At 72.1% G+C, this 26,598-nt stretch carries 22 protein-coding genes and 2 pseudogenes; 14 read left to right on the forward strand and 10 right to left on the reverse strand.

Annotated elements, in window-relative coordinates:
- Window positions 1-78 precede the first annotated feature (78 nt).
- Genes IAG44_RS06850 through IAG44_RS06865 form a run of 4 tightly spaced genes read right to left on the reverse strand, consistent with a single transcriptional unit; the run spans window position 79 to window position 5,409 of the window.
- Window positions 79-1,518, reverse strand: coding sequence for an MDR family MFS transporter (locus tag IAG44_RS06850; RefSeq protein WP_246561555.1), 1,440 nt, complete (start codon window positions 1,516-1,518; stop codon window positions 79-81).
- The gene (locus tag IAG44_RS06855) at window positions 1,515-3,299 is read right to left on the reverse strand and encodes an ABC transporter permease subunit (RefSeq protein WP_187746227.1); all 1,785 of its coding nucleotides are present in this window, start codon (window positions 3,297-3,299) and stop codon (window positions 1,515-1,517) included. Before IAG44_RS06855 ends, IAG44_RS06850 begins: the two co-directional genes overlap by 4 nt.
- A gap of 4 nt (window positions 3,300-3,303) precedes the next feature.
- A complete protein-coding gene (locus IAG44_RS06860) occupies window positions 3,304-4,809 on the reverse strand; it encodes an ABC transporter substrate-binding protein (protein ID WP_187746228.1) in 1,506 nt (501 codons plus the stop codon).
- Between the two features lie 3 nt (window positions 4,810-4,812).
- A complete protein-coding gene (locus IAG44_RS06865) occupies window positions 4,813-5,409 on the reverse strand; it encodes a GNAT family N-acetyltransferase (RefSeq protein WP_187746229.1) in 597 nt (198 codons plus the stop codon).
- Window positions 5,410-5,689: 280 nt separating this feature from the next.
- On the opposite strand from IAG44_RS06865, the gene IAG44_RS06870 reads away from it, so the two are divergent.
- Together IAG44_RS06870 and IAG44_RS06875 are read left to right on the forward strand one after the other, a co-directional pair.
- A complete protein-coding gene (locus IAG44_RS06870; RefSeq protein ID WP_187746230.1) occupies window positions 5,690-6,637 on the forward strand; it encodes an ATP-binding protein in 948 nt (315 codons plus the stop codon).
- Between the two features lie 139 nt (window positions 6,638-6,776).
- On the forward strand, window positions 6,777-7,169 hold the full coding sequence (locus tag IAG44_RS06875) for an SCO5389 family protein (protein WP_187746231.1): 393 nt from the start codon (window positions 6,777-6,779) through the stop codon (window positions 7,167-7,169).
- A gap of 214 nt (window positions 7,170-7,383) precedes the next feature.
- Here IAG44_RS06875 and IAG44_RS06880 read toward each other — a convergent pair whose 3' ends face one another.
- The gene (locus IAG44_RS06880; RefSeq protein ID WP_187746232.1) at window positions 7,384-7,917 is read right to left on the reverse strand and encodes a hypothetical protein; all 534 of its coding nucleotides are present in this window, start codon (window positions 7,915-7,917) and stop codon (window positions 7,384-7,386) included.
- A 142-nt stretch (window positions 7,918-8,059) separates the two neighbouring features.
- A complete protein-coding gene (locus IAG44_RS06885) occupies window positions 8,060-10,321 on the reverse strand; it encodes an elongation factor G (RefSeq protein WP_187746233.1) in 2,262 nt (753 codons plus the stop codon).
- 386 nt (window positions 10,322-10,707) lie between these two features.
- Between IAG44_RS06885 and IAG44_RS06890 the strand changes: the two are divergent.
- From IAG44_RS06890 to IAG44_RS06905, 4 genes and pseudogenes are all read left to right on the forward strand, one after another.
- Window positions 10,708-11,747: pseudogene (locus IAG44_RS06890) on the forward strand (IS630 family transposase); the annotation flags it as partial.
- 301 nt (window positions 11,748-12,048) lie between these two features.
- Complete coding sequence (locus IAG44_RS06895) at window positions 12,049-12,486, forward strand: GntR family transcriptional regulator (protein ID WP_187746234.1); 438 nt, start codon at window positions 12,049-12,051, stop codon at window positions 12,484-12,486.
- Entirely contained in the window at window positions 12,479-13,420 is a 942-nt protein-coding gene (locus IAG44_RS06900) for an ABC transporter ATP-binding protein (RefSeq protein ID WP_246561556.1), read from the forward strand. Before IAG44_RS06895 ends, IAG44_RS06900 begins: the two co-directional genes overlap by 8 nt.
- A complete protein-coding gene (locus IAG44_RS06905) occupies window positions 13,417-14,403 on the forward strand; it encodes an ABC transporter permease (RefSeq protein ID WP_187746235.1) in 987 nt (328 codons plus the stop codon). The genes IAG44_RS06900 and IAG44_RS06905 overlap by 4 nt, the downstream gene beginning before the upstream one ends.
- 437 nt (window positions 14,404-14,840) lie before the next feature.
- Here the strand turns inward: IAG44_RS06905 and IAG44_RS06910 are convergent.
- Together IAG44_RS06910 and IAG44_RS06915 are read right to left on the reverse strand one after the other, a co-directional pair.
- A pseudogene (locus IAG44_RS06910) lies at window positions 14,841-15,077 on the reverse strand (helix-turn-helix domain-containing protein); the annotation flags it as partial.
- Between the two features lie 83 nt (window positions 15,078-15,160).
- Window positions 15,161-15,847, reverse strand: a complete 687-nt coding sequence (locus IAG44_RS06915; protein ID WP_187746236.1) for a nucleotidyltransferase domain-containing protein — start codon at window positions 15,845-15,847, stop codon at window positions 15,161-15,163.
- Between the two features lie 160 nt (window positions 15,848-16,007).
- On the opposite strand from IAG44_RS06915, the gene IAG44_RS06920 reads away from it, so the two are divergent.
- The 7 genes from IAG44_RS06920 (at window position 16,008) to IAG44_RS06950 (ending at window position 23,407) form a co-directional block, all read left to right on the forward strand.
- On the forward strand, window positions 16,008-17,162 hold the full coding sequence (locus IAG44_RS06920; RefSeq protein ID WP_187746237.1) for an NAD(P)/FAD-dependent oxidoreductase: 1,155 nt from the start codon (window positions 16,008-16,010) through the stop codon (window positions 17,160-17,162).
- On the forward strand, window positions 17,159-17,461 hold the full coding sequence (locus IAG44_RS06925) for a (2Fe-2S)-binding protein (protein WP_187746238.1): 303 nt from the start codon (window positions 17,159-17,161) through the stop codon (window positions 17,459-17,461). Before IAG44_RS06920 ends, IAG44_RS06925 begins: the two co-directional genes overlap by 4 nt.
- On the forward strand, window positions 17,454-18,863 hold the full coding sequence (locus tag IAG44_RS06930) for an NAD(P)/FAD-dependent oxidoreductase (RefSeq protein ID WP_187746239.1): 1,410 nt from the start codon (window positions 17,454-17,456) through the stop codon (window positions 18,861-18,863). Before IAG44_RS06925 ends, IAG44_RS06930 begins: the two co-directional genes overlap by 8 nt.
- A gap of 228 nt (window positions 18,864-19,091) precedes the next feature.
- Complete coding sequence (locus IAG44_RS06935) at window positions 19,092-20,000, forward strand: dihydrodipicolinate synthase family protein (protein ID WP_187746240.1); 909 nt, start codon at window positions 19,092-19,094, stop codon at window positions 19,998-20,000.
- A 58-nt stretch (window positions 20,001-20,058) separates the two neighbouring features.
- Window positions 20,059-21,060, forward strand: a complete 1,002-nt coding sequence (locus tag IAG44_RS06940) for a proline racemase family protein (RefSeq protein WP_187746241.1) — start codon at window positions 20,059-20,061, stop codon at window positions 21,058-21,060.
- 179 nt (window positions 21,061-21,239) lie between these two features.
- A complete protein-coding gene (locus IAG44_RS06945) occupies window positions 21,240-21,935 on the forward strand; it encodes a GntR family transcriptional regulator (protein WP_187746242.1) in 696 nt (231 codons plus the stop codon).
- Between the two features lie 185 nt (window positions 21,936-22,120).
- On the forward strand, window positions 22,121-23,407 hold the full coding sequence (locus tag IAG44_RS06950) for a flavin-containing monooxygenase (RefSeq protein ID WP_187746243.1): 1,287 nt from the start codon (window positions 22,121-22,123) through the stop codon (window positions 23,405-23,407).
- Between the two features lie 229 nt (window positions 23,408-23,636).
- Here the strand turns inward: IAG44_RS06950 and IAG44_RS06955 are convergent, their stop codons facing one another.
- On the reverse strand, window positions 23,637-24,884 hold the full coding sequence (locus IAG44_RS06955; protein WP_187746244.1) for a tryptophan dimethylallyltransferase family protein: 1,248 nt from the start codon (window positions 24,882-24,884) through the stop codon (window positions 23,637-23,639).
- A 26-nt stretch (window positions 24,885-24,910) separates the two neighbouring features.
- Here IAG44_RS06955 and IAG44_RS06960 point away from each other — a divergent pair, with 26 nt between their 5' ends.
- Complete coding sequence (locus tag IAG44_RS06960; protein WP_187746245.1) at window positions 24,911-25,093, forward strand: hypothetical protein; 183 nt, start codon at window positions 24,911-24,913, stop codon at window positions 25,091-25,093.
- 153 nt (window positions 25,094-25,246) lie between these two features.
- Here the strand turns inward: IAG44_RS06960 and IAG44_RS06965 are convergent, their stop codons facing one another.
- Window positions 25,247-26,593, reverse strand: coding sequence for a cytochrome P450 (locus IAG44_RS06965; RefSeq protein ID WP_187746246.1), 1,347 nt, complete (start codon window positions 26,591-26,593; stop codon window positions 25,247-25,249).
- Window positions 26,594-26,598: the final 5 nt, after the last annotated feature.

Consider the following 26,598-nt stretch of genomic DNA (forward strand, 5'->3'; position numbering starts at 1 on the left):
GTGCGGGATCGCGGCGGGCGGCCCTCTGCGCCGCACGGCGTGCCGTGGCGGCGGCCGACGCGGGCCGGCCGCGTGTCTTCACCCGCCTTGGCCGTTCTGGGGAATCACCGGGGCCTTGCCAGGGGCGGGCGGGGTGCCGACGGGGCTCTCGGCGGGGGCCGACCGGGCCTCGGCGGGGCTCTCGGCGAACGCGAGCCGCGTGCCGTCCGGGCCTTCGGCGGGGGCGGACGGGTTGTCGGCCGGGGTGTCGGCGCGTGCCCCGGAGTCCGCCGGCGTCCGTGCCGGCTCCGTCGGCGTGGTCCCGCCCGCGCGCGGCAGCAGTGCGATCGCCGCGACCGGCACGGCGGCCAGCACCAGCCACGGCACCGCCGCCGGCAGGCCCGTGTCGAGGAGGGTTCCCGTCGCGGAGCTGCCGATGAGCACGATCAGCCCGGAGACGGAGGACAGGGCGCCGGTGTAGAGGCCGAGGCGTCCGTCGGCCGCGAGGTCGGGCACCCACGCGCGGGCGGCGGGGGCGACGAGCATCTGCCCGAAGGTCAGCAGGACGACGAACCCGGCGGCCGGCAGCAGCCCCGCCGTCCCCTGGGCCCCGGCGGGCAGCGCGGCGGCGACGACCGCGAACCCGGCGGCGATCAGCCCGAGCCCGCCCGCCATGGACGCGCGCAGGCTGAGCCGGTCCCCCACCCACCGCGTGACGGGCAACTGGGCGACGACGACCAGCGCCGACGACAGCGCGAACAGCCACGACAGCGGCGTCTGCGACCCGGCCGCCCGCTCCACCTCGGCGGGCAGCGCGAGGTAGAGCTGGTTGTAGGCGAGCAGGTAGGCGCCGTAGGCGCAGCACAGCGCGAGGAAGCGCCGGTTGCGCAGCATTGGCCCGACCCCGCCCTTGACCCGGGTCCGCTGCCGCCCGGGTATGTGCTGGGGCAGCAGCCAGGCGTGTCCGGCGAGGACGAGGACGAAGACCCCGGCGCCGGCCAGGCACACCGTCCGGAAGTCCACCGACAGCAGCAGCGCCCCGAGCAGCGGCCCGACGAACGCCCCGGCCTGCCCGGCGACGGTGAACAGCGCCAGCACGCGCGTGCGCGACCCGTTGCCGTCCTCCTCCCAGACGACGGCCTGGCGGGCGACCTCGCTCTCGACGGCCGGCGAGAACAGGGCGGCGGCGAACCCGATGAGCAGGACGGCGCCGATGACGGACGCGATGTGCCCGGCGAACCCGAGCCACACGAACCCGGCGATCCGCAGGACGCACCCGGCGAGGACGACGGGCCGCACCCCGTACCGGTCGGTGAGCGCGCCGCCGACCACGAACAGCCCCTGCTGGCTGAACGTCCGCAGCCCGAGCACGAACCCGACGAGCCAGCCGGCGAGCCCCATCCCGGTGCCCAGGTGTTCGGCGAGGAACGGCAGGACCGCGAAGAAGCCGACGTTGAAGGCGAGTTGGGTGAGGATCAGCAGGGGCGACAGCGGGACCTTGTCCGCGCCGGTCTTCGCCAGGGCTGTCGTCGAGGTCATCGGGCGGCTACCAACTCTCGTACAGGTTCGGTCGGTTCAGGGGCGGGCAGGTCGTCGTCCGGGCGGTTTCGGCGCCGGCCGCGCAGGCCCACGGCCGTCACCGCGAGCGCGCCGAGGAGCGCGAGGGCGGCGGCGGGGGCGAGGACGGCCCAGGGGGCGCGTTCGGCGTAGGGCTGGTTCTCGGCGAGCAGCAGCCCCCATTCCGGGGACGGCGGCTGCGCGCCGAGGCCGAGGAAGCCGAGGGTCGCGAGGGCGAGGGCGTTGCCGGGCAGGCGCAGCGCGGCGTGCCGGGCGACGGGCGGCAGGACGGCGGGCAGCACCGCGCGCCGCAGCAGGTGCGCGCGCCCGGCGCCGAGGGCGCGGGTCGCCGCGAGGTGGACGGCGGCCTTCTCCTGGGCGAGGAGCGCGGAGGTGTGCGCGGCGAGCGGCGCCCAGGCGACGACGGTCACCGCGAGCGCGGGCGTGCTCACTCCGCTGCCCCACGCGGCGGCGACCAGCAGGGCGGCGAGGACGGGCGGTACCGCGTTGACGGTGTCCACGAGCGGTCCCGACACCCTCGGCGCGAGCCCCAGCAGCACCCCGATCAGGTAGGCGGCGAGGCTGATCCCGCCCGCGAGGAGCAGCGTGTCGAACGCCCCGTGCGCGACGCGCGCCAGCAGGTCACGGCCGAGGGCGTCGGTGCCGAACGGGTGCGCGGGCGACGGCGCCTCCAGACGCCGGGTGGTGTCGATGGCGAGGGGGTCGCGGGCCAGGCCGGCGGCGACGACGGCCGCGAGGAGTCCGCCGTACAGGAGCGGCGGGAGCCTGCGCGCGGGCGGGTCGGGGTGGTGCAGGGTGGGCAGGGCGCCGTCGCGCAGGGCGGGGCCGAGGAGGGGGCGGGCGGCGAGCCGGGCGGCGCCGGCGGTGAGGGCGGCGAGCAGGACCAGCGCGAGGGTGCCCGCCTGGAGGACGGGCAGGTCCTGGGCGAGGGCGGCCTGGAGGGTGGTGCGGCCGAGGCCGGGGATGTCGAAGATCTGCTCCACGACGACCGCCCCGCCGGTCAGGCCGACGGCGAACAGGCCCAGGTTGGGCAGGAGTCCGGGCAGGCAGCGGCGCACCGCGTGCCGGGCGATCCGCCGGCCGGGCACCCCGCGCGCGGTCGCCGCCTTCGCCCAGGGTTCGGCGAACGCGCCGGGCAGCAGGTCGTCCATGAGCCGGCCGAGGACGGCCCCGGCGGGCAGCCCCAGCGCGAGCGCCGGCAGCACCGTCCACTTGATCCCGTACCAGCCGAGCGCGGGCAGCCAGCCGAGCTGGACGCCGACGACGGTGGCGAGGACGGACGCGGTCAGGAACTCCGGCAGCGCGGCGAGCATCGCCGACGCGGAGCGGGCGGGCGCGTGCCCGGCGAGGGCGCGGCGGGCGCCCCGGCGCAGGGTGGGTGCGCAGACCAGGGCGGCGGTGGCGAGCGCGACCAGCAGGGCGACCGTCACCAGCAGCAGGGACGCGCCGAGCGCCTGGAGCACCGCGGGCGTGACCTGTTCGCCGGAGATCCAGGACCGTCCGGCGTCGCCGCGCGGCAGTCCGCTCAGCCACTGGCCGAGCAGGTGCAGCGGGCCGTCGGCGAGGCCGAGCTGTGCGCGGATGGCGGCCAGGACGTCGGGGGTGGGGTCACGGTCGGCGGAGCGCGCCTTGAGGACGGTGCGCGCCGGGTCGGTGTCCGTGAGCCACGGCAGCAGGCCGATCCCGCACACCAGCCCCGCCGCGAGAGCCGCCCGCCAAGCGAGCGCCGTGACCCGTCCCACGGGGTCAGCGCCGGGTGCCGGTGCCGACGAGCGTGCGCTCGTACGGGTCGAGGAGGACGCCGCGCACGCGCGCGCCGACGCCGGTGATGACCCGCTGGTGGACGAGGGGGACGACCGCGTCCGTGCCGAGGATCGCGGCCTCGGCCGCCATCGCCGCGTCCTGGCGCCCGCCGGTGTCGGCGACGCCCTGGGCCGTCTTCACGGCCTGGTCGGCCTTCTTGTCGCAGAGCTGGGCGATGTTGAAGCCGCCGTCGCAGGTGTAGTCGCCGGCGAGAGCGGCGACGGGGTCGCCGGTGTCGAGGAGGGTGTTGCGGGCCAGCACGAACGCGTCGAACTTCCCCGCGAGCGCGTCGCTCTCCAGGCGCGAGTACTCGCGGACCTCCAGGGTGACCTTGAAGCCGGCCTTCTCCAGCTGCTGCTTCAGCACCTGCGCGGCCTCGGGGAGTTCGGGCCGGTTGTCGTAGGTGGCGAGGGTGACGGCGGCGCCGGCCGGCTTGCCGGGCGTCGCCCGTCCGGTGGGGGCGGTGCGCTTGCCCGCGGCCCAGGTGACGGCGGGGCCGTAGATGCCGGCGCCCGCGTCCGCGTGGCCCTCGTAGACGCCCTTGGCGAGGGTCGCGGTGTCGACGGCCGCGCGGGCGGCGGCCCTGAGCGCCGGGTCCTTGAAGGTGCCCGTGCGGGCGTTGAGGAGGAGGCTGGTGGTGCGGGTGGTCGCGGTCTCCTTGCGGGTCACCGCGTCCAGCGTCGCGGCCTGGGCGACGGGTATCGCCTCGGCCACGTCGACCTCGCCGGTGCGCAGGGCGTTGGCCCGCGCGGTGCCGTCGGCGATGAAGCGGGCGTCGACGCCGGCGGCCTGGGCGCGCCCGCCCCAGTAGTCGTCGAACCGGTCCAGGGTCGCGGACTCCGTCCCGGTGAGCTTGGTGATCTCGAAGGGGCCGGTGGCGGTGCCGACGGGGTTCGCGGCGCCCTTCGCGTCGTACGCCTTCGGGGCGAGGATCGCGAGGCTCGGGCTGGTCAGGCGCAGCGGCAGCACGGGGTCGGCGGCCGTCGTCGTGATCCGCACGCCACTCGCGCCGTCCGGCTTCACGGTGAGCGTGGCCCCGGCGAGCGCGGCGGGGGCGGGCCTGGCCTCGCCGGCGTGGCCGAGGGAGGCGGAGACGGCGGCCGGGGTGACGCGGGTGCCGTCCTGGAACGTGGCGTCCCTGAGCGTGAACACCCAGGTCCGTGCGTCCACCTGGCGCCACGACTGCGCCAGCGCGGGGGCCGGGGTCCCGTTCGCGTCCAGCGCGGTCAGGCCCTCGGTGACGCCGAGCCGGCTGAGGATCGTCGCGTCCGCGCCGTACGGGGAGAGCTGTTCGGCGGGCGGGAAGGCGAGGGCGACGCGCAGCCGGGTGCCGTCGCCGTCCTTGGCGCCGTCGCTCGTGTCGTCGTTCCCGCCCGAGGCGAAGCAGCCCGCGAGGAGCGGTGCCGCGAGGAGGGCGGCGAGGATTCGGGAGCCGTGGGGGATGCGCATGTCTTACCGGTCTGTGAGGAGGGTGGACGGGGAACTGGTCGTGCCGTGCCCGGCGGGGACCCTGCTCGCGCGCACGGCGTCGAACGGGACCTCGAAGTGGACGACGCTCTGGCCCCGCTCCTCCCGTTCGTCGAGCACCACCTCGCCGAGCGAGCGCCAGAAGCCCTCGGCGCCCTCCACCGACGGGTCGGTGTGCAGGTACACGGACCGGTATCCGCCGTCCGCCGCCGCGAAGTCCAGCAGCTCCCCGACCAGGCGCCGCGCCAGCCCCCGGCGCCGGTGCGCGGGCCGGGTGTAGATCCGCCTCAGCTGCGCGGTCGTCCCCGACGGGTAGCGCGCGGCCAGGTGCGCGGGGTTCGGCGGGTGCAGCGGGCCGCGCGAGTCCAGCGCGCCCGTCGCCACGATCGTGTCCGCCGCGTCGACCGCCACCAGCAGCGTGTGCCGCGCGGGCGTCAGGTACGCCCCGGCCAGGTCGATGATGTCGCCGTGCCATCTCGGCACGTACCCGGTGCCGAAGTCCCGGTACACCGTGTCGAGCATGACGGCCCGCGCCTCGTCGAGGTCGTCCGGCCCGGCCACCCTTACGCAGTAATCACGCACCTGCACATCATATGCATTTAGTACGCGAGTGCGATCAAGAGGATACCCACACCCCCTCCGGACCCCCGATTTGACAGTGCCCATCCGTCCTCCTAAAACGTAGTCACATGAAACCCATTTTCAAAACCACGGGCCGCGCGGCACGGCCCGTGGCCCGCCCCGGAGGCTGCCCCCCGGCCCCCTGGGCCCGGGAACAGGCACCCGGCGAACGGGAGTTGACACCCGGCGATCGTGAACCGGCACTCCAGGGCCGACCTCGGGCGGTCGGGGGTGAGCGGCGGTGCGCATAGCGTTCGTCGGGAAGGGAGGGAGCGGGAAGACGACCCTGTCGGCGTTGTTCGCCCGGCATCTGGCCCGGAGCGGTGCTCCCGTCCTCGCCGTGGACGGGGACATCAACCAGCACCTCGCCGAAGCGCTCGACCCCGACGCGGCCCCCTTCACCGCACCCCCGCTCGCCGGTCACCTCGGTGAGATCAAGGACTTCCTGCGGGGCACCAACCCCCTGATCCCGTCCCGGGAGGCGATGGTCAAGACGACCCCGCCCGGCCGGGGCTCACGCCTGCTGAGCCTGCTCGGCGCCGACGAACTCCACGCCCGCCACGTCCAGCCCGTCGGCGGCGTCCCGCTGATGGTGACCGGCGAGTTCGACGAGAGCGACCTCGGTGTGGCCTGCTACCACTCCAAGCTCGGCGCGGTGGAGCTGTACCTCGGGCACCTGGTGGACGGTCCCGGCGAGTACGTCGTCGTCGACATGACCGCCGGCGCCGACGCCTTCGCCTCCGGACTGTTCACCCGGTTCGACATGACCTTCCTCGTCGCCGAACCGACCCGGCGCGGCGTCTCCGTCTACCGCCAGTACCGCGACCACGCCCAGGAGTTCGGCATCCCCCTGGCCGTCGTCGGCAACAAGGTCACCGGCGAGGACGACCTCCTCTTCCTCAAAGAGCAGACCGGCGACCACCTCCTGACCCACCTCACCCACTCCTCCTGGGTGCGCTCCGCCGAACGCGGCACCCCCCAGGGCGAGCTGGAGGACACCAACCGCCACGCCCTCGACGTCCTGCGCGCCGCGGTCGACGCCCGCCCCAAGGACTGGCCGGCGCTCCACCGCCACGCCGTCGACTTCCACCTCCGCAACGCCCGCGCCTGGGCGAACGAGGCGACCGGCCGGGACCTCGCGTCCCAGGTGGACCCGGAGTACGTGCCGGGCCGGCTGCCCGACGCCTGACCGGGATCACGGCCCCCGCCGCGAACCGTCTCTCCTTTCCTCCACCCGTCTTCTGCCGCTTCCCTTCCCCACTGCCTCTCCTGCTGCCTCTCCCCCTGCCCCTCCTTCTGTCTTCCGTACTCCCTGAACAGGACCCCTCATGTCTCTCGACGTCTCCCCCACCCTCCTCGCCCAGGCCGAAGCCGGTGACGTCCGCGAGGAGGACTTCGTGGACACCGTCCGCACCTCCCTTCCCTACGCCTACGACCTGATCGCCTCCCTCGCGGCCGACCTCAAGGGCGGAAGCGCCGAGTTCGCCGACAACCAGACCCCTCCTCCCTCCGAGCGCGAACGCGGCCAGCTCCTGCGCGCCCTCGCCAGCGACGCCATCCGCACCAGCCTCGAACGCCACTTCGGGGTGGCCCTCGCCTTCCAGAACTGCCACCGCGTGGCGGCCTTCCACCCCGGCGCCCGCACCGGTGACACCTACGCCCGCTTCACCTCCGTCCGCTCCCAGCTCCTCAACCAGTCGCCCGAGTTCCGGGACTGCTGAACCGGGCGGGCACAGCGGGGCCGCCCCGCGCGACGGTCACCCGGCCCCGCCGTGCCGCACGCCTTCTTCTCCGTCTCCTCCGCTCCTCCGTCTCCCCTCCCCTTCATCCCCCTCCTCTTCATCCCCCCTCTCCTTCGTCCCCTTCTCTTTTGTCTCCCCTTCTCCTTTGCCTCTCCTTCTCCTTTGTCTCTCCTTCTCTCATGTCCCCCGCCAGTCACACCCCCGTCGCGTCGAGCAGCCGGACCAGTTCCGCGTGTCCATAGCCGAGGGATTCGGCGCGGTAGCGGGCCATCAGCACCAGGTGGGCCACGATCTGCGCCCCGTAGCCGTCCTTCCCGTCGTCCATCCACTCCTGCGATCCGGTTCCGAGGCTGTTCATCACCAGGCCGTGGTCGCGGCGGATCTCCCGAAGCGTCTCGGTGATCGCGTCCAGCATCGTGCGGCCGGGGCGGTCGCAGCTGAGGGCGAAGCAGCCCCAGTTGATCGGGGTGCATCCGGTGGGCGGGTTCGCGCGCAGCGCGTCGTACCGGTCGTCGTCGAAGGAACCGCCCTCGAACTCCTCGTGCACCAGCACGAAACGGTGCAGGCCCTCGGCCGGCGGCGGGAGCCGTGGGCCGCACGGCCGCCTCGCGTCCTTGTGGACCAGGCGGCGCACCTCCTCCTCGTCCGCACTGGTCACCGAGAAGCCCGTGGCGTCGTTGCACCCCGTGAAAGTGCCGTCCTCGTTGTCGTGGAACTGAAGTCCCATGTCCTTGCCTCCGTCCGATCCGGGTGCCGGGAAAATCTCCCGACACCCGGCCAACGGACCGCTCCTCGCACACGTGCCCAGAAATCGAAATGTCACTCGATAGTGCGACACCCGATGTCACGTTGACGCGGGAGCCCTCTCCTTACTTATCTGCCGCCGCCACGGCGGGGGCCGGCGCGTAACCGGTGGGCCGGGCCGTGAAGGTGCCGCGGCCCTGGGTCCGGCCGCGCAACCGGGTCGCGTAGCCGAAGAGTTCGGCGAGCGGGACGGTCGCGGTGACGACCACCGAACCCGAGCGCACCTCGGACCCACCGACCCGGCCGCGCCGCGTCGCGAGATCGCCGAGGACCGCGCCGACGACCGCCTCGGGCACGGTGACCGTGACCTCGGCGACCGGCTCCAGCAGCACCATCGCGCACGCCCGCAGCGCCTCCCGCAGCCCGAACCGCCCCGCCGTACGGAACGCCTGCTCGGACGAGTCCTTCACATGCGTCGCCCCGTCGGTGAGCGTGACGCGCAGCCCGGTGACCCGGTGCCCGCCGAGCGGCCCCTCCGCCAGGGCGTCCCGGCAGCCGGCTTCGACGGCCCGCACGTACTCCTGCGGCACCCGCCCGCCGACGACCGCCGACCGGAACACGAACTCCCCATCGAACGGCTCGACTTCGAGCACGACCTGAGCGAACTGCCCGGCCCCGCCATCCTGTTTGACGTGCCGGTACACGACCCCGGACACGCCCCGGCCGACGGTCTCGCGGTAAGTCACCCTGGGACGACCGATGTTGACGTCCACCCCGAGCGTCCTGCGGATCTTCTCCACCGCGACCTCCAGATGCAGTTCTCCCATGCCGGACAGCACGGTCTGCCCCGTCTCCGGATCGGTCCGCACCGTCAACGACGGGTCCTCCTCGACGAGTCGGGCGAGCGCCGACGCCAGCCGCTCGGTCTGCGCACCCCGGCACGCCACGACCGCCACGGACACCACCGGCTCCGCCACTCCGGGCGGCTCCAGCGCCAACGGAGCGTCCGGCGCGCACAAAGTCGCCCCGGTCCGCGCCGACTTGACCCCGACGACGGCCACGATGTCCCCGGCCACCGCCCGCTCCAACTGCTCATGCCGGTCGGCCTGCACCCGCAGAATCCGCCCGACCCGCTCACTCCGCCCCGCCCCCGCGTCCCACACCACGTCCCCCTTCTCCACCGTCCCCGAGTACACCCGCAGGTAGGTGAGCCGGCCACTGGGCGTGACGGCCACCTTGAAGACGAGCGCGGAGAAGGGAGCGGAGGGGTCGGCGGGGCGGGTTTCGGCGAGGCGGGTTTCGGTGAGGTGGACGGGGTCGGGGGTGGTGGCGGAGGTGGGGGCTGGGGTGGAGGGTGGTACATCACGCATCACTGGCGGGGCGGGTGGTGCATCACGCGTGACAGATCCGGCCGGTGGTACATCACGCATGATGTGTCCGCCCGCCGACGCATCACGCGCCACCGGCCCGCCCGGTGGTACCTCACGCATCACACCTCGCCCGCCCGCCACCGCCGTCCCCCGCACCGCCGGTACGTCCGACGGTGACGGCAGGTACGACACCACCGCGTCGAGCAGCGGCTCGATGCCGCGGTTGCGGTAGGCGGAGCCGCACAGGACGACCACGCCGTCGCCGCTGTGTGACATGTCACGCAGCGCGGCGACGAGGGTCGGCGCCGACAGCGTCTCCCGGTCGCAGAACTCCTCCAGTGCCGCCGGATGCCGCTCGGCCACGGCCTCCTCCAGGAGCCGTCGCCGGCGCAGCGCCTCGGCCCACAACTCCTCGGGCACCTCGCCTGATACGGGCGCGCTGTCGCCGTCGGCCCAGGTGAGCGCGCGCAGGTGTACGAGGTCGACGACGCCGGTGAACATGTCCTCGGTTCCGATGGGCAGTTGGACGACCAGCGGCGTCGGGTGGAGGCGTTCGCGGATGGAGGCGACGGCGGCGTCGAGGTCGGCGCCCGCGCGGTCGAGTTTGTTGACGAAGGCGATGCGTGGCACACCGTGCCGGTCGGCCTGGCGCCAAACGGACTCGCTCTGCGGTTCGACACCGGCCACCGCGTCGAACACGGCGACCGCGCCGTCGAGGACACGCAGGGCGCGTTCGACCTCGTCGGCGAAGTCGACGTGGCCGGGGGTGTCGATCAGGTTGAGCCGGTGGCCGTCCCAGTCGCAGCTGACGGCCGCCGCGAAGATGGTGATGCCACGGTCGCGTTCCTGAGGGTCGAAGTCGGTGACGGTGGTGCCGTCGTGAACCTCGCCGCGTTTGTGCGTGGTTCCGGTGGCATAGAGGATCCGTTCCGTGACGGTGGTCTTGCCCGCGTCGACGTGGGCGAGGATGCCGAGATTGCGTACGGCGGCGAGCTGACGGTCGAGGTTGTTGCGCACGGCCCTGGGCCTTTCGAGGTGCGTCCGAGTGTCGGGCAGCGCGATGTGCGAACGAAGTCCAGCCTGCGCAGGCAGAGTTGACGACACGTCAGATTGCTTGCGGGGCAGAGGTGTTGAGGTGGTCCGGGGGCTTCGTCAGCTGGACCGGTGCCGGGCGCGCAGCGGGCACCGGACGGTCCAGGACACGAGGATCACCTCGTACCGGGCTCGGGGAGTCGCGGTAGCGGTGTGCTCACGCATGGCCAACTCCCCTTTCGTGACACGGTGAACGCGCTGCCCTTGCCGTGGGCGGCGCAACGACAAGCGTGAGTGTAGGGAGGGCGGCACGGCCGGGGCACATGATTTTCCGGCCCGCCCCGGCGCCCGCCAGTGCTCTGACCGCACAGGTTCGCCGGGGCAGTACCAGCACGGTGCGTTACCGGCGGGCGATGATGCTGCTGGCCTCGGCGGGCGGGAACCGGGTGCCGGTGATCGCCCAGCTGGTGCAGGCTGACGAGGACACCGTCCGGGACGTGATCCACCGGTTCAACGAGATCGGCCCGGCCTGCCTGGGCTCTCGGTGGGCGGGAGGCCGTCCCCGCCAACTCAGCTCTGATGACGAGGACTTCGTCGTTCAGGCGGCCACCACCCGCCCGACCAAGCTCGGCCAGCCTTTCACCCGCTGGTCGCTGCGTAAACTCGTCGCCCACCTGCGGAAAGCCCACGGCCGGGTGATCCTCATCAGCCGTGAAGCGTTACGCAGCCTGCTCGCCCGCCGCGGTATCACCTTCCAGCGCGCCAAGACGTGGAAGGAGTCCCCGAACCACGAACGCGAGGCGAAGCTGGACCGGATCGAGGAAGTCCTCGGCCGTTTCCCGGACTGGGTCTTCGCCTTCGACGAGTTCGGCCCGCTCGGCATCCGGCCCACCGCCGGCTCGGGCTGGGCCGAGCAGAAACACCCAGACCGGCTGCCCGCCACCTATCACCGCACCCACGGAGTGCGGTACTCCACGGCTGCCACTCGGTCGGCGACGACCGCCTGTGGGGCGTCAACCGCCGCCGCAAGGGTGCCGCGAACACGCTGGCCGCACTCAAATCGATCCGTGCCGCCCGCCCGGACGGCGCCCCGGTCTACGTGATCCTGGACAACCTGTCCGCCCACAAAAGCGCCGGCATCCGCCGCTGGGCGAAGAAACACAAGGTCGAGCTGTGTTTCACCCCGACCTACGCCTCGTGGGCGAACCCGATCGAAGCCCACTTCGGACCACTGAGGCAGTTCACCATCGCCAACTCCCACCACCCCAACCACACCGTGCAGACCCGGGTGTTGCACGCCTACCTGCGCTGGCGCAACGCCAACACCCGCCACCCCGGCGTCCTGGCCGCCGAACGTAAAGAACGCGCCCGCATCCGCAGCGAGAAAGGCATCCGCTGGGGGCGAACGCCGCCTCGTTACGGAGTGCGATGTCACGATCATCGTGCAGCACTGATCGTGCGACCCACCGCCTCACGCAGCGATCCTGCGGCAACCGCGCCTCCACGAGGGGCACTTCGGGCGCCGGCGTCGGCTTCTGCTTCAACGGCCAGGTCGACGCGCGCACCCTCGCGGCGCATACGGCGTCGAAGTGGATGCCGGCGTGACGGAGGCCGCGGCCGGCGGCCGGAATCCTGTCCGGGAAGCCTCTCCGATCGCCGTTGACAACCACCCGCGCCCCCCTCCATCATCATTCCCCTAATCAAGTAGTGAAATGGTGGTGGTAGTCATGGAGTTCCGCATCGACAGGCGGAACGGAGTCCCCGCCTTCCAGCAGATCGTGCAGCAGACCAAGCAGGCTCTGCGGCTGGGCGTACTGGTGCCGGGCGACCGGCTGCCGACCGCCAAGGACGTCGCCGAGGTCAGCGCGGTCAACCCGAACACCACCCTCAAGGCGTACCGCGAGCTGGAGCGTGAGGGCCTGGTCGAACCGCGACCCGGCAAGGGCACGTTCGTACGCCGCACACTGGCCCGCCCCTCGGCGAGCACCGACTCACCGCTGTACGGGGAGCTGGTGGCGTGGGTGTCCCGGGCGGCCGAGGCGGGCTTGGAGCGGGAGGACGTGGCCGCGCTGGTCGCCTCGGCCATGGAGAAGCAGTACGCCGCCGGTTCGGAGACGGCGGCCACGACACCTAGGAGCACGGGTGAGTAACGGTATGTACGCGGGTGACTCGGCGTTTGAGGCGCACGGCCTGGGGGTGCGCCACCGGCGGGGATGGGCGCTGAAGGACTGTTCCTTCCGGCTCCCGGCGGGACGGATCTGCGGGCTGGTCGGTCCCAACGGGGCGGGCAAGACCACGCTGCTGAGCATCATGGCCCAGGTACTGGAACCGACGGAGGGCACGTTCAGTGTGTTCGGCGCGGCACCGGGCTCGGTGGACTCGGGGCGCATCTCGTTCCTCGCCCAGGAGAAGTCCCTGTTCCGCGGGTTCAGCGTGGCGGAGACCCTGAGGCTGGGGCGGGAACTGAACCCGGGCTGGGACCAGCGCACCGCCGAGGACATCGTCCGCGCGGGCGATGTGCCCTTCGACGCGAAGATCGGCACCCTCTCCGGCGGCCGGCGCACCCGTGTCGCCCTCGCTCTCGCCCTCGGCAAGCGGCCCGACCTGCTGCTGCTCGACGAGCCGATGTCGGATCTCGACCCGGTCGCGCGTAAAGAACTGACAGGCGCCCTCCTCGCCGAGGCTGCCGAGCACGGCACCACCGTCCTGATGTCCACCCACGTCCTGGCCGAACTGGAGAACGTGTGCGACTACCTCGTCGTCCTCTCCGGCGGCAAAGTACGCCTCGCCGGTGACGTGGACGAGCTGCTGTCCGTACACACCGTGGTCACGGGCGCCAAGGAGGGCGAGGGCCTGCCCGCCTCCCTCGCGCACCACCCCCTCGTCGAGTCCCGGATCAGCGGACGGCAGTTCACCGCCCTGATCCGCCCCGACAGCCCGGCCATCGGCCCCTGGGAGACGGACAAGCCGAGCGTGGAAGAACTCCTGCTCGCCTATCTCCGCTCACCCGACGCGCTCCCTGTGATCACCCCCACCGCCCAGGCCCAGGACCAGGCGTACAACACCCGGACGGTGGCAGCATGAGCTCTCTCACCAGCACCTCGACGACGACCAGGTCCGGGGCCCCGGGCACCACCGGCACCGGCCGACTCCCTCAGCTCCGCCGGCCCCTCAACGGCATGACCTGGCTGGTCTGGCGCCAGCACCGGGCCGTGTTCTGGAGCGTCCTCGGCGCCTCCGCGCTCGCCGTGGCGTTCATCGTCCTCCAGCGCTCCCAGCTGCATACCGCCGGGTACGGCCCCACGTCCACGGGACTGCGGCTGATGCCGATCCTGCTCGGTGTCCTCCTCGGTGCCCCGCTGTTCACCGGCGACCTGGAGAACGGCACCGCCAAGCTGGTCGTCACCCAGTCCATGAGCCGGACCCGCTGGCTGACCACGAAACTGGCCCTGACCGCGCTGGTGGTCGTGGTGAGCACGGTCGCGCTGTCGGTCGCGTTCGGGTGGTGGTGGACCCTCTACGACGAGTCCACGGCCTGGGAGTGGACCTCCGGACCCACCTTCGACAACACGGGACCCATGCCCGTCGCCCTCGCCCTCTTCTCCGTCTTCGGCGGGGTGGCGATCGGCGTGGTGCTGCGCCGCACGCTGGTGGCCATGGTGGTCACCCTCGGTTTCACCGTCGTCGTCCAGATCGTCTGGTCCCACTTCCTGGCCCACTTCCTGCTGTCGCTCGCCGACGTCGTCACGATCACGACGAACAAGGGCGTCACGTTCCAGCACGTGATGCCGACGTTGCCCCCAGGCGCGCACCGGGTGAACTGGTCGAACCCCCCGTACATCACCAGCGACGGGAAACTCCTCGGCTGGGGCACCTGTAATGAAGTACAGACGGAACAAGCGCACGAGCTGTGCATGAAGAAGGCCGATGTCGTGGGCTGGTCGGTCGACTACCTGCCGATCTCCCAGATGAACGGCCTGCAGTGGTTCGGCGCGTCGATCCTGCTGGCCCTGACGGCCGCCGTCACGGCGTTCCTCTTCTTCTGGGGCCGCAAGCGCCTCGTCTGAGACCCGCCCCCGGCCTGTGCGGGAGCCCGGACGGCTCGGACGTATCGCGAGGCCACCGTGTGGACGGCTCGCACCACCAGCACCAACGAGTCGTCAAGGCAAAAGGCGTTGACACTCGACGGCGCCGGGCATCACCGCTGTGCACGCAGGCATCGCGGCCAGGCGGAGCACAGGCGTTCGCCCGGCGCCCACGAGCGGCAACCCCTCGCCTCACGGTGGTGGCCGCGAGGACGCCGAACACCACCGCTCCGCTGTGAGACGTCGAAGCCAGGGCCTCGTGAGGCATCCGTCCGACAGCCCACGCGACCACCACCCCGAACATCGGGGCCCACACCGCTCCCCTGCGGATGCCCCAACGGCCAGGATCCGGAAAGGCGCCGCAGCCCTCAGCCCGGCGCGAGTGCGGTCCCCGCCGCTGGAGCCGTTGACAAGGAATCAGGGTCCAGACAGGCAAGACCAATCTCGTTGAACCGGCGGATCACATCCCGGACGGTGTCCTCGCCGGCCCGCACCAACTGCGCGATCACCAGCACCCGGTTACCGCCCGCCGAGGCAAGCAGCAGCATCGCCGCCCGCCGGTAGCGCACCGAACTCGTGCTGCCCCGGCACGCGATCTGCTGCAACTTCTGCCCCTCCTGGTCGGTCAGTCCGCGCACACGGACAGGCTCGGCCACCGCACCTCCAGCGGCCGGAACGGACATCCCCACACATCCAACTGCCACGACCACCGACCCGGCGAACCTATACGGTCACAGCACTAGCCGACGTAGAAGTGCCGCCGCACCCGCCGCAGCCACGCCTCGGCGGCGCGTTCGTCGGGCTGCTCCGGCAGCACGGTGCGGGTCGTGGCGAACGCCTCCTCGTAGTGGCGCAGCAGCGGCACGGCCGCGTCGGGATCGGCGGCGACCTCCTCGCCGAACCGGTGGTAGCTCTCCGGGTCCTCGACCCGGACGGCCAGCCGGCCGGTGCTGTAGAGCGCGAACCCTTGCACGCAGAGCCGTTTGAGGTGGCGGGCGTGCTTGGCGGTCCGCTTGCGGGTGTCCGCCGAGAAGGAGCCGTCGCCGCGCCCCTGGAGTCTCCTGAACTGCTGGGTGGCGTACCCGAGATAGGCGTCCCGGACGCGGTCGGCGCTCAGCAACGTGCCCCGGATACCGATGAGTTCATCCCCGAGCGGGGTGCGTGTCTCATACAACTCGTCGGGCAGCCAGACGAGTTCCATCACCGTCGGGTTGCCGGCCAGGGCGAGGCGGCACCACTTGGCCGCCTCGTGCAGGGTGCTGTCCGGGGAGGTGGTGACGTGGGACTCCTTGGGCCGGTGCAGGCCGTGCAGGTCCTCGGTGGGGGCCGCGAACATGCCGAGGCGGTCGACGTCGGAGCCCTCGCGGGCGAGCCCGTACGCCGTCGAGCCGACGATGCCGGACAGCAGGATGTTCTGGAGTGTCATGCCGTACCCCCGTGGTGGTTCTCTCCGTGGTCGGCGGTCGTCGTGCCGGGCCCCGGGGAGGACATCATGCCGTCTCGGGCGCCTCACCCACCTCAGGGTTTTCGACGAAGTTCACGTTCGGGGTATTTCGCCCCTCGGTAGTGTGTGACACATTACTGCGGTGACCAAGCAGTCCAGCTGTGATGTCGTGGTCGTGGGCGCCGGAATGGTCGGCGCCGCCTGTGCGCTGTACGCCGCCCGCGCGGGGCTCGACGTCGTCGTGGTGGACCGTGGTCCGGTGGCCGGCGGTACGACCGGGGCGGGCGAGGGCAACCTCCTCGTCTCCGACAAGGAGCCCGGACCGGAACTCGACCTCGCCCTGCTCTCCGGCCGGTTGTGGGCCGACCTGGCACAGGAGCACGGCCCCGCCTTCGAGTACGAACCGAAGGGCGGCCTCGTCGTCGCCTCCACACCCGAAAGCCTCGCCGCGCTCACGGAACTCGCCGACACCCAACAGGCCGCCGGAGTGACGACGAAGCCGGTCGCCCCGGACGAACTCGCCTCCCTGGAACCGTACTTGGCGTCCGGACTGGCGGGCGGGGTGCTGTATCCGCAGGACGCCCAGGTGATGCCGACCCTCGCCGCCGCCCACCTGCTGCGCGCATCGGGAGCCCGCGTCGAGACCGGGCGGACGGTGACGGAGGTGCTGCGCGCGGCCGACGGCGCCGTACGCGGCGTGCGCACCGGCCGGGGCGTTCTCCACGCACCGGCCGTCGTGAACGCGGCCGGGACCTGGGGCGGTGAGGTCGCCGCGCTGGCCGGCGTCCGGCTGCCGGTCCTGCCCCGGCGCGGGTTCGTCCTGGTCACCGAGCCGCTGCCGCGCCGGATCCGGCGCAAGGTGTACGCCGCCGACTACGTGGCCGACGTGGCGAGCGATTCGGCGGCGCTGCAGACTTCGCCGGTCGTCGAGGGGACCGCCGCCGGGCCCGTCCTGATCGGCGCGAGCCGTGAACGCGTGGGCTTCGACCGCTCGTTCGCCCTGCCGGTCGTGCGAGCGCTCGCGGCGAGCGCCACCGCGTTGTTCCCGTTCCTCGCCCAAGTCCGGGTGATGCGCACCTACTTGGGCTTCCGCCCCTACCTCCCCGACCATCTGCCGGCGATCGGCGCCGACCCGCGGGCGCCCGGCCTGTACCACGCGTGCGGCCACGAGGGTGCGGGTATCGGCCTGGCGACCGGCACCGGCCACCTCCTCGCCCAACTCCTGGCCGGCACACGGCCCGACCTCGATCTGACCCCGTTCCGCCCGGACCGTTTCACCGAGGAGGCCGCCGCATGAACCCCCTGGACCTGGTCCGCGCCAGGCCCGACGCCGCCTTCCGTCTCACCTTCGACGGCCGCCCGATCGAGGCACTGCCTGGCCAGACAGTGGCCGCCGCACTGTGGACGGCCGGTGAGATGTCATGGCGCACCACCCGGGGCAGTGGTACATCACGCGGCGTGTTCTGCGGGATCGGGGTCTGCCACGACTGTCTGGTCACCGTCGACGGCCGTCCCAACCTGCGCGCCTGCCTGGTGCCGGCCGAACCCGGCGCCGACGTCCGCACCCAGGAAGGGACCGGTCACCACGATGACTGAACCGCCCCGTCTCGCGGTGATCGGCGCCGGCCCTGCGGGGCTCGCCGCGACCCTGGCCGCCGCCGCGCGGGGGGTCCGTGTCACCCTCGTCGACGCGGGCCAGGGACCCGGCGGCCAGTTCTGGCGTCAACCCGCACCGGAGCTGCGCGCCCGCCGCCCGCAGGCCCTGCACCACCAGTGGCGCACCTGGAAACGCCTTCGCACCGGCCTCGACACCCACCTCACGGCAGGACGCGTCACCTACTTGACGGATCATCATGTGTGGTGTGTGGAACGGGAGTCGGCGGGCTTCACCGTGCACGCGCTGCTCGGCCCGGAGCAGGAGAGGCCGGTCTCCGTGCGCGCCGACGGCGTCCTGCTGGCGACCGGCGGATACGAGAAGGTGCTGCCCTTCCCCGGCTGGACCCTCCCCGGCGTGATCACGGCGGGCGGGGCGCAGGCCATGCTGAAGGGCGGACTCGTCCTGCCCGGCCGCACCGCCGTCGTCGCGGGTACCGGCCCGCTGCTCCTGCCGGTCGCGACCGGCCTCGCCTCGGCGGGCGCGCGGGTCGTCGCGGTGGTGGACTCCACCGATCCCCGGGCGTTCGTGCGGCGCGCCGGTGTCCTCGTGCGGGAGCCGACCAAGCTCGCCGAAGGCGCGGGGTACGCCGCGCGGCTTCTGCGGTACGGCGTGAAGGCGGTGATGTGTCATGCAGTACTGGAGGCGCACGGCACCGAGCGGCTGGAAGGGGTGACCGTTGCTGCGCTGGACCGTCGAGGTCGGCCGGTGCCGGGTGGTACGCGATACATCACATGTGACACCCTCGCCGTCAGTCACGGCCTCCTCCCCCACACCGACCTCGCGGACGGTCTCGGCTGCGGTCTCGACGGATCCGCCGTCCGCGTCGACGCCGAACAGCGCACCGACGTGCCCGGTGTCTGGGCCGCCGGAGAGGCCACCGGCATCGGCGGCGCGACCCTCTCCCTCGCCGAGGGCCACATCGCGGGCCGCTCGGCCGCCGCCCGCCTGCGCGGCATCCTCCCCGACCCCGCCTCCTGGGCGCCCGCCGCACGGACCCGGACCCGTCTGCGCACGTTCTTCACGGCCCTGGACAGCGTCTACACCCCGCCCGCCCGCTGGGCGGAACAGGTCACCGACGACACCGTGGTCTGCCGCTGCGAGGAGGTCACCGCCGGTGCCGTGCGCGAGGCCGTGGGCGGTCTCGGCGCGGGCGATCTGCGCACCGTGAAGCTGCTGACCAGGGCCGGTATGGGCTGGTGCCAGGGGCGGGTGTGCGAGGCGGGGGTCGCCGGGGTCGCGGGCTGCCCGCCCACCCCCGGACGCCGGCTGCTGGCCCGGCCGGTGCCGCTGGGGGTGCTGGCGGAGGCCGGTGACGAGGGCGGGGCGGGGGGTGGTGCGTGATGTATCACGCATCACGCATCACGCCTCACAGGCGGCCGGGTAGTGCATCACCCATCACGCATCACCGGCCGCTAGGTAGTGCATCACACATCACGCACGACGACCCGCCTCGTCATACATCACGCATCACACACCACGCCCCGCCGCGTACTACCGCACGCACCCCACCCCACCCCACCCCGTAATACCTCACACATCACACACCACCCCCGACCCGAAGGGACCCCCATGCCCACCCCCATCCCCACCCCCGCCCCCCGCCCCTGGCGCGGCGTTCTCGTCGCCACCGCGCTCCCGCTGAACGACGACCTCTCCGTCAACTACGACAAGTACGCCGAGCACTGCGCCTGGTTGGTGGCGAACGGCTGCGACGGGGTGGTGCCGAACGGTTCGCTGGGCGAGTACCAGGTGCTGACGCCGGAGGAGCGGATGCGGGTCGTCGAGACGGCGGTCGCGGCGATCGGCGGGGAGCGGGTGATGCCGGGGGTCGCGGCGTACGGCGCTGCGGAGTCGCGGCGTTGGGCCGAGCGGGCGGGTGAGGCGGGGTGCGGGGCCGTGATGCTGCTGCCGCCGAACGCGTACCGGGCGGACGAGCGTGCGGTGGTCGGTCACTACGCCGAGGTCGCGGCGGCGGGGCTGCCGGTCGTGGCGTACAACAACCCCATCGACACCAAGGTCGACCTGGTCCCGGAACTGCTGGCGCGGCTGCACGGCGAGGGCTACATCCAGGGGGTGAAGGAGTTCTCCGGGGACGTCCGGCGGGCGTACCGGATCGCCGAACTCGCGCCGGAGCTTGACCTGTTGATCGGTGCGGACGACGTGCTGCTGGAGTTGGCCGTGGCGGGGGCGAAGGGGTGGGTGGCCGGGTATCCGAACGCGTTGCCGCGTGCGTCGGTGGAGTTGTACCGGGCAGCGGTGGCCGGTGATCTGACCGCCGCGTTGCCGTTGTACCGGCAGTTGCATCCGTTGCTGCGGTGGGACTCGCGGGTCGAGTTCGTGCAGGCGATCAAGTTGTCCATGGACGTCGTGGGCCGGCACGGCGGTCGATGTCGGCCGCCCCGGGTGCCGTTGCTGCCGGAGCAGGAGGCCGCCGTGCGCGCGGCGACCGAGAAGGCGGTGGCGGCGGGGCTGGCGTGAGGTCTCGACTCACGTCGTCTCGCGGGGACTTGGCCAACTCAGGGAAAGGGAACCGGACATGCGCAGCAAGCTCGTCCTGCACGCCGTCGACTCGCACACCGAGGGGATGCCGACCCGGGTGATCACCGGTGGGATCGGGACGATTCCGGGTGCGACGATGAACGAGCGGCGGCTGTACTTTCGTGAACACCGCGACGACATCAAGCAGTTGCTGATGAACGAGCCGCGCGGGCACGCGGCGATGAGCGGGGCGATCCTCCAGCCGCCGACGCGTCCGGACTGTGACTGGGGTGTCGTCTACATCGAGGTGTCGGGTTATCTGCCGATGTGCGGGCACGGCACGATCGGGGTGGCGACCGTGCTGGTGGAGACCGGCATGGTCGAGGTGGTGGAACCGGTCACCACGATCCGGCTGGACACGCCCGCCGGGGTGGTGGTCGCCGAGGTCGCGGTGGAGGGGGGCGCGGCGAAGGCGGTGACGCTGCGGAACGTGCCGTCGTACTCCGTCGCGCTGGATCGCAAGATCACGCTCAGGGACGGGCGGACGGTGACATATGACATGGCATACGGCGGAAACTTCTACGCGATCCTGTCGCTCGACGAGTTCGGACTGCCGTTCGACCGTGCGCGAAAGGATGACATTCTGCGGGCCGGTCTTTCGCTGATGGAGGCCATCAACTCCGAGGCTGAGCCGGTACATCCGGAGGATCCATCGATCCGCGGCTGCCATCACGTCCACCTCTGGGCACCGGGTTCCACGGCCCGTCACTCCCGTCACGCGATGGCCATCCACCCCGGCTGGTTCGACCGTTCCCCTTGCGGCACCGGCACGAGCGCGCGCATGGCCCAGCTCCACGCGCGCGGTGAACTCCCCCTCCACACCGAGTTCGTGAACGAGTCCTTCATCGGCACCCGCTTCACCGGCCGCCTCCTCGGCACCACCGAAGTGGCCGGTCTCCCCGCCGTCCTGCCCAGCTTCACCGGACGAGCCTGGGTCACTGCAACAGCCCAGTACCTACTGGACCCCACCGACCCCTTCCCGGCAGGCTTCACCCTGTGAGGGGGAACCGCCACACGTCCAGGGCTACTTGACGCTTCGTCAGGTCGAAGTGTCATTCGCCCGTCCGGCTCCGCCGAGAACGTGTCGCCTCAACTGCGGCCGCACCAGGCCGGATCCGTCCCCCTCACGGCATCGGGCGGCTCCGCCGCAGGCTCACTCGACACCGTACGGAGAACACCATGGCCACCCAGTACAGCAGCATGGCCCCCACCCCCGACCCCACCATCCCCGTGCTCGGGCCACCGAGCAGCTATCGGGAGAAGGTGGTCAGCGCGTTGCGGGCCGCGGTGATCGCCGGGGAGTTGCGGCCGGGGGAGGTGTATTCGACGCCGGGGGTGGCGGCGCGGTTCGGGGTGTCGGTGACGCCGGTGCGGGAGGCGATGCTGACGTTGGCGAAGGAAGGGCTGGTGGAGGCGGTTCGGAACAAGGGGTTCCGGGTGACGGACGTGTCGGACGAGCAACTGGACGAGTACACGCAGATCCGGGCACTCATCGAGATCCCCACGGTCGTGGGGCTCGTGGCGACGGCCGACACCACGTCGTTGGAGGCGCTGCGCCCCGCCGCGCGGGAGATCGTGACCGCGTCCGTGGCCGGCGACCTCATCGCGCACGTCGAGGCGGACACCCGTTTCCACCTCGGCCTGCTCGCCCTCGCGGGCAACGCGCACCTCGTGGAGGTGGTCCGTGACCTGCGAGGACGCTCCCGGCTTTACGGCCTGAACGCCCTCGCCGCCTCCGGCGCCCTGCTCGCCTCGGCGGCGGAACACCTGGACCTCGTCGACGCGCTGCTCGCCCGCGACGAGGACGCCGTCCGCACGATCATGACCCGGCATCTGAGCCATGTACGGGGGCTGTGGGCAACGGCCGAGGACTGACTCCGGCCGCTCGGTGGTACATCACGCATCACACGTCAAGCAGCACACATCACGCACCACACAAGACCGCCTCCTGTGATCCTTGTCGCTGATGTGCGGCGAGTGAGGCAAGTTACCTATGGGCATGTCAATCCCCGTTGGCGAAAGGACGGTGCCGTTCCTGTAGAGGAAGTGGGGGAAACGGCGTGCGAGTATGCCTGATCGGCGCGGGCCTGTCGGGACTGGCGACGGCGCGGGCGCTCAAGGAGCGCGGCGTCGAGTTCGTCTGCCTGGAGAAGGCCCCGGAGGTCGGCGGCCTGTGGCGGCAGCCGAACGCCGGTGAGCGCGGCCCGGGTTACCTGTCCCTGCACCTCAACACGGCCAAGCAGCTCACCGGTTACGCCGGCTACCCCATGCCTGCCTCGTACCCCCTCTACCCCCGGCACAGCCAAGTCGCCGCGTACCTGCGGTCGTTCGCCGAGTGGGCCGGCCTCCCGGCCCACATCGAGCTGAACACGGCGGTCGAGTCGGTGAGCCAGGAGGACGACGGCTCCTGGACGGTCGTCAGCAGGCACGCCGGCGACGACAGCGTCTCGCGCCGCTTCGATCACGTCGTCGTTGCCTCCGGGCACAACACGCAGCCCGTGATGCCCGCACTGCCACGCGGTGCCGACACCTTCGACGGAACGATCCTGCACGCCCTCGACTACCGCGACGGCGGCGACTTCGCCGGCCGTCGTGTCGTGGTCGTCGGACTCGGCGCCTCGGCCGTGGACATCGCCGCCGACCTGTCGCGCCACGCCGAGCACACCGTGATCTCGGTACGCCGGGGTCTGCACGTGCTGCCCAAGCAGTTGTTCGGCATGGCCCTCGACGAGATCGCCGACGCGCCGTGGTGGACGGCGATGGAGCTGGAGGAGCAACGGCGCCTCATAGAACAGGCGTTGCTCGTCGTGCGCGGCAAGCTGTCGGACTACGGCCTGCCCGAGCCCGACCACCCCCTCTTCGCCTCGGCGGTCACCATCTCCGACGAGATCCTGAGCCGCATCCGGCACGGCGCGGTGACCCCGAAGCCCGCGATCGACTTCCTCGACGGCGGCCGGGTGGTGTTCACCGACGGCACGTCCGTGGCCGCCGACACCGTCGTCTACTGCACCGGCTACCGCATGGACTTCCCCTTCCTGCCCGCCGGTTGCCCGACCGGCCCGCAGGGTGCGGTGGAACTTTACAAACGCGTCGTCGCGGCCGACCGCCCGGGACTCTACTTCGCCGGGCTGGTGCGACCCCTCGGCTCCATCACCCGGCTCGTCGAGGCCCAGGCCCGCTGGATCGCCCGCATCATCACGGGCGAGGCGACCCTGCCCGCGCCCGAGGTCATGCACAAGGAGATCGCCGACTACCTCGCAGGGATCGCCGACCAGTACGGGCAGACGGAGGGCTCGTCGACGCAGGTCGCCGTGGCGCCGTACCTGGAGGAACTGCGGGCCGAATGAACGCCGACGGCCCGCCCTGACGCCGTCGGCCTCACCAGTGGTACATCACACATCACGCACTACGCGTCACACATCACGCGTCACGCACCACGCGCCTAAACACCCCGCGCCCACCATCACGCGTGATGCACCACGCGTCATGCATCACACACCACACCTCACGCCCCACACCCCACGCACCCCACCCCACGCACCCCGAGGGGAGCCCCCACCCCCCTCGGCCGCAATATCATGCGCATGCCACCCCACATGGCACATCAACCCCCGCCACCCGCACCGCATACGCCTCGGCGGACAGATAAGTAGTGACCCGAGCCGGCCGCCCCTCCTGATGCACCAGCGCCAGATAGGCGATGAGCCCGGCCCCGTCCTCGGGCCGGCGGGAGGTCAGCGCGTCCATGGCCCGCCGCAGCGACGCGGGATCCATCCCGTAACGGCGCAGGGCACGCGTCGCGCGGGCGAGGGCTTCGCCGTCGTGGCGGACGTAGTCACGGACCGGGACGTGGAGGGTGAACCCGCTGGGCAGCCCCGTGCGGTTCTCGGTGAAGGCGTGGCAGGTGAGGCCGGGCCGCCCGGCCAGTGGCACGTGTAGGTCGCCGTCGCCGAGGCCCCCCGCGAGGACGAGGAAGTCCTCGAACTCGGCAGCCGACGGCCCGGGTTCGGTCCGGCAGAGGGTTCCGGCGCGCGCGGCGGTGAGGCCGTCGTGGCGGAGGTAGACCTTCGCGCGCGGGGTGTCCCAGTCGCCGAGGTCGAGGGCGAGGAAGGGGTACCCGTCGGCGTCGGGCAGCGTGTCGAACGCGTCGGGGTGGCCGAGCCGGCGCAGGGCTTCGCGGACGGTGGCGGCGGCGCGGTCCGGTCCGGAGGCGGCGGGGTTGAGGTAGACCTTGACGGCCGGTGTCCCGCCGGCGCGCAGTTCCAGGGCGATCCACAGGGCGAGCGGCCCGTGGGGGTCGTCGGGGAGGAACAGGTCGGTGAGCGCGTCGAGTTGGGCGGTGGAGAAGTTCCAGGCGCGCGCCAGTTCGTGGACGACGGCGAGCCCGGCCCGCCCGTTGGCCGCCAAGTCCCCTTCGAGGCACCCGGGTTCGACGAGGACGCGGAGCGCGGGAGGTCTGCCCGGAAGGTGGGCGAGGGAGAACTCGACGGGCGTGTGGTCGTCGGAGAGGAAGGTACGGGTCGGCGGCGGCAGGTCCAACGGCCGTTCGGCGACGGGCCCGAGGGCGCCGAGGAGGACACCGGCGTACTGCTCGGCGTCGGCAGGGGCGAGTCCGGCGACGTCGCACAGCCGCAGCAACTGGCCGACGGTGAGGGCCCCGAGGGTGGGCGCACCATCGCCGGGCCGGGCTTCGGCGACGCTCACCACACCACCACCGGGGCGAGCTTCACCGACGCTCACCACACCCTCGCCGGCACGAATTCCCCCGACGCTCACCGCACCGGCACCGGCACCGGCACCGACACGGCGCTCGACGGCGCTCATCGCGCCACCCCCGTCCCGGTGCGGGCATGAAGATACCCGCCCGGTGGGGCGGGTATCTCGCGGTGCCTGCTGTGAAGTTGGGGCTGCGGGGTGGGGGCGGCGACACGCCCCCCGGTTATGCACGGTCCGGTGCGGGCCTGTTCGGCGAGGCACAGGGGCGCAGCGGTGTCGCGGAACTTCAGCTCCATGACACCTCCTTCGTCTCGTGAGCAACACGGATACCGCGTTGCTCACTACCCCCGGTGTCGAACCTTCATGCGGGTATCGCAAACCCTGTGGATGTTGTGTGAATCACCTCGCCGACAACAACTTCAGGACTCCGACCCCGGCCGCCTCACCCCACCCCCTTCACCCCACCCTCCCTACTTCGTCAGCCAGTTGAGGAACTGGCTCCACACACCCCCACGTTCGGCCCGCCGCCCGGCATCCACACTCGGCGCCGGCGCCTGCACCCGAGGCTGAGGTGCCGGCTTGTGGACGGGCTGGACCGGCGTGAACCGCGCCGGCAGCGCGGCGAGCGCCCGGTGGAAGGGCCCCGGCCGCCACGTCAAGCTCTGCTCGGGAACGGCGAGTTCGACGTCCGGCAGCAGGTTGAGCAGGTTCTCGATCGCGGAGACGGCGATGTGCCGCGCCGGGTCCTTGGACGGGCAGGCGTGCGGCCCGGCACTCCACGCGAGGTGCGCGCGGTTGCTGCCGGCCTGCCGGGCGGCGGTCAGCGCGGGCCCGGTGTTGGCGGCGACGAAGCTGACGAGCAGCAGATCGCCCTCGGCCGCCTTCTGGCCGGCGAACTCCAGGTCGGCGGAGGGGTAGTGGGCGGCGAAGTTGGAGATCGGGGGGTTCTCCCACAGCGTGTCGTCCATCGCCTCCTCGATGAGTCCGCCGCCACCGCCGTACCGGTCGTGGGTGAGGAGCCGGTGCAGGGTGTTGCCGATGAGGTTGCGCAGGGGTTCGATGCCGGCGCCGAGGAGGAGGGCGAGCTGGTGGACCATCTCCTCGTCGGTGAGGGCGGCCTGATGGCGCATCAGCCAGGTCGTGACGTCGTCGCCGGGCCGCGAGCGCTTGAGGACGACGAGTTCGCCGATGGCCTGGTAGAGGACTTCGGCGCTCTTCTCCGCGTTGACGCCGTCGAACATGCCGGAGATGCCGAACAGGACGCGGTCGCCGATGTCGGCGGGGCAGCCGAAGAGTTCGTTGAAGACGAACAGCGGGAGCTGCTTGGCGTAGTCGCCGAGGAGGTCGGCCGAACCCCGGGTGGAGAACTGGGAGATGAGGTAGCCGGAGATCCGCTCGATGCTCTGGGCAAGCTTGCGGGAGTCGATCCGGGCGAGGCTGTCGGTGACGGCCTGACGGAGCCTCAGATGGTCGGCGCCGTCGCTGAACATGACGTTGGGCCGGTAGGCGAGCAGCGGAGCGACGGGGCTGTCCGGGGCCACCTTGCCGTCGTTGAAGTCCCGCCAGCGGCGCGCGTCCTTGCGGAACGAGCCGGTGTCCTGGAGGAGTTGGAGGGCGGTGGCGTAGTCGGTGACGAGGGTGGCCTCGACGCCGGGGGCGAGTTCCACCGGGGCGGTCGGGCCGTAGTGGCGCAGGTAGGTGTAGTAGGACCCGGGGTCGGCCGCGAACTCCGGTCCGTACAGGGGGACTCGGGCTCCGGAGTTGTGCGCCGGGCACCCGGGCGGGGGCACCGGGGCGGTGGATCGGTCGTCGTCCATGGCTG

The organism is Streptomyces roseirectus (genome assembly GCF_014489635.1).
GTDB classification, from domain to species: Bacteria; Actinomycetota; Actinomycetes; order Streptomycetales; family Streptomycetaceae; genus Streptomyces; species Streptomyces roseirectus.

Bases quoted from the DNA above. Each gene is read 5' to 3' on its own strand.
- IAG44_RS06905 (WP_187746235.1), top strand. From the start codon at position 13,417: ATGAGCTCTCTCACCAGCACCTCGACGACGACCAGGTCCGGGGCCCCG.
- IAG44_RS06860 (WP_187746228.1), bottom strand. From the start codon at position 4,809: ATGCGCATCCCCCACGGCTCCCGAATCCTCGCCGCCCTCCTCGCGGCA.
- IAG44_RS06880 (WP_187746232.1), bottom strand. From the start codon at position 7,917: ATGGGACTTCAGTTCCACGACAACGAGGACGGCACTTTCACGGGGTGC.
- IAG44_RS06925 (WP_187746238.1), top strand. From the start codon at position 17,159: ATGAACCCCCTGGACCTGGTCCGCGCCAGGCCCGACGCCGCCTTCCGT.
- IAG44_RS06915 (WP_187746236.1), bottom strand. From the start codon at position 15,847: ATGACACTCCAGAACATCCTGCTGTCCGGCATCGTCGGCTCGACGGCG.
- IAG44_RS06935 (WP_187746240.1), top strand. From the start codon at position 19,092: ATGCCCACCCCCATCCCCACCCCCGCCCCCCGCCCCTGGCGCGGCGTT.
- IAG44_RS06875 (WP_187746231.1), top strand. From the start codon at position 6,777: ATGTCTCTCGACGTCTCCCCCACCCTCCTCGCCCAGGCCGAAGCCGGT.
- IAG44_RS06940 (WP_187746241.1), top strand. From the start codon at position 20,059: ATGCGCAGCAAGCTCGTCCTGCACGCCGTCGACTCGCACACCGAGGGG.
- IAG44_RS06930 (WP_187746239.1), top strand. From the start codon at position 17,454: ATGACTGAACCGCCCCGTCTCGCGGTGATCGGCGCCGGCCCTGCGGGG.
- IAG44_RS06965 (WP_187746246.1), bottom strand. From the start codon at position 26,593: ATGGACGACGACCGATCCACCGCCCCGGTGCCCCCGCCCGGGTGCCCG.
- IAG44_RS06945 (WP_187746242.1), top strand. From the start codon at position 21,240: ATGGCCACCCAGTACAGCAGCATGGCCCCCACCCCCGACCCCACCATC.
- IAG44_RS06850 (WP_246561555.1), bottom strand. From the start codon at position 1,518: ATGACCTCGACGACAGCCCTGGCGAAGACCGGCGCGGACAAGGTCCCG.
- IAG44_RS06895 (WP_187746234.1), top strand. From the start codon at position 12,049: ATGGTGGTGGTAGTCATGGAGTTCCGCATCGACAGGCGGAACGGAGTC.
- IAG44_RS06960 (WP_187746245.1), top strand. From the start codon at position 24,911: ATGAAGATACCCGCCCGGTGGGGCGGGTATCTCGCGGTGCCTGCTGTG.
- IAG44_RS06955 (WP_187746244.1), bottom strand. From the start codon at position 24,884: ATGAGCGCCGTCGAGCGCCGTGTCGGTGCCGGTGCCGGTGCCGGTGCG.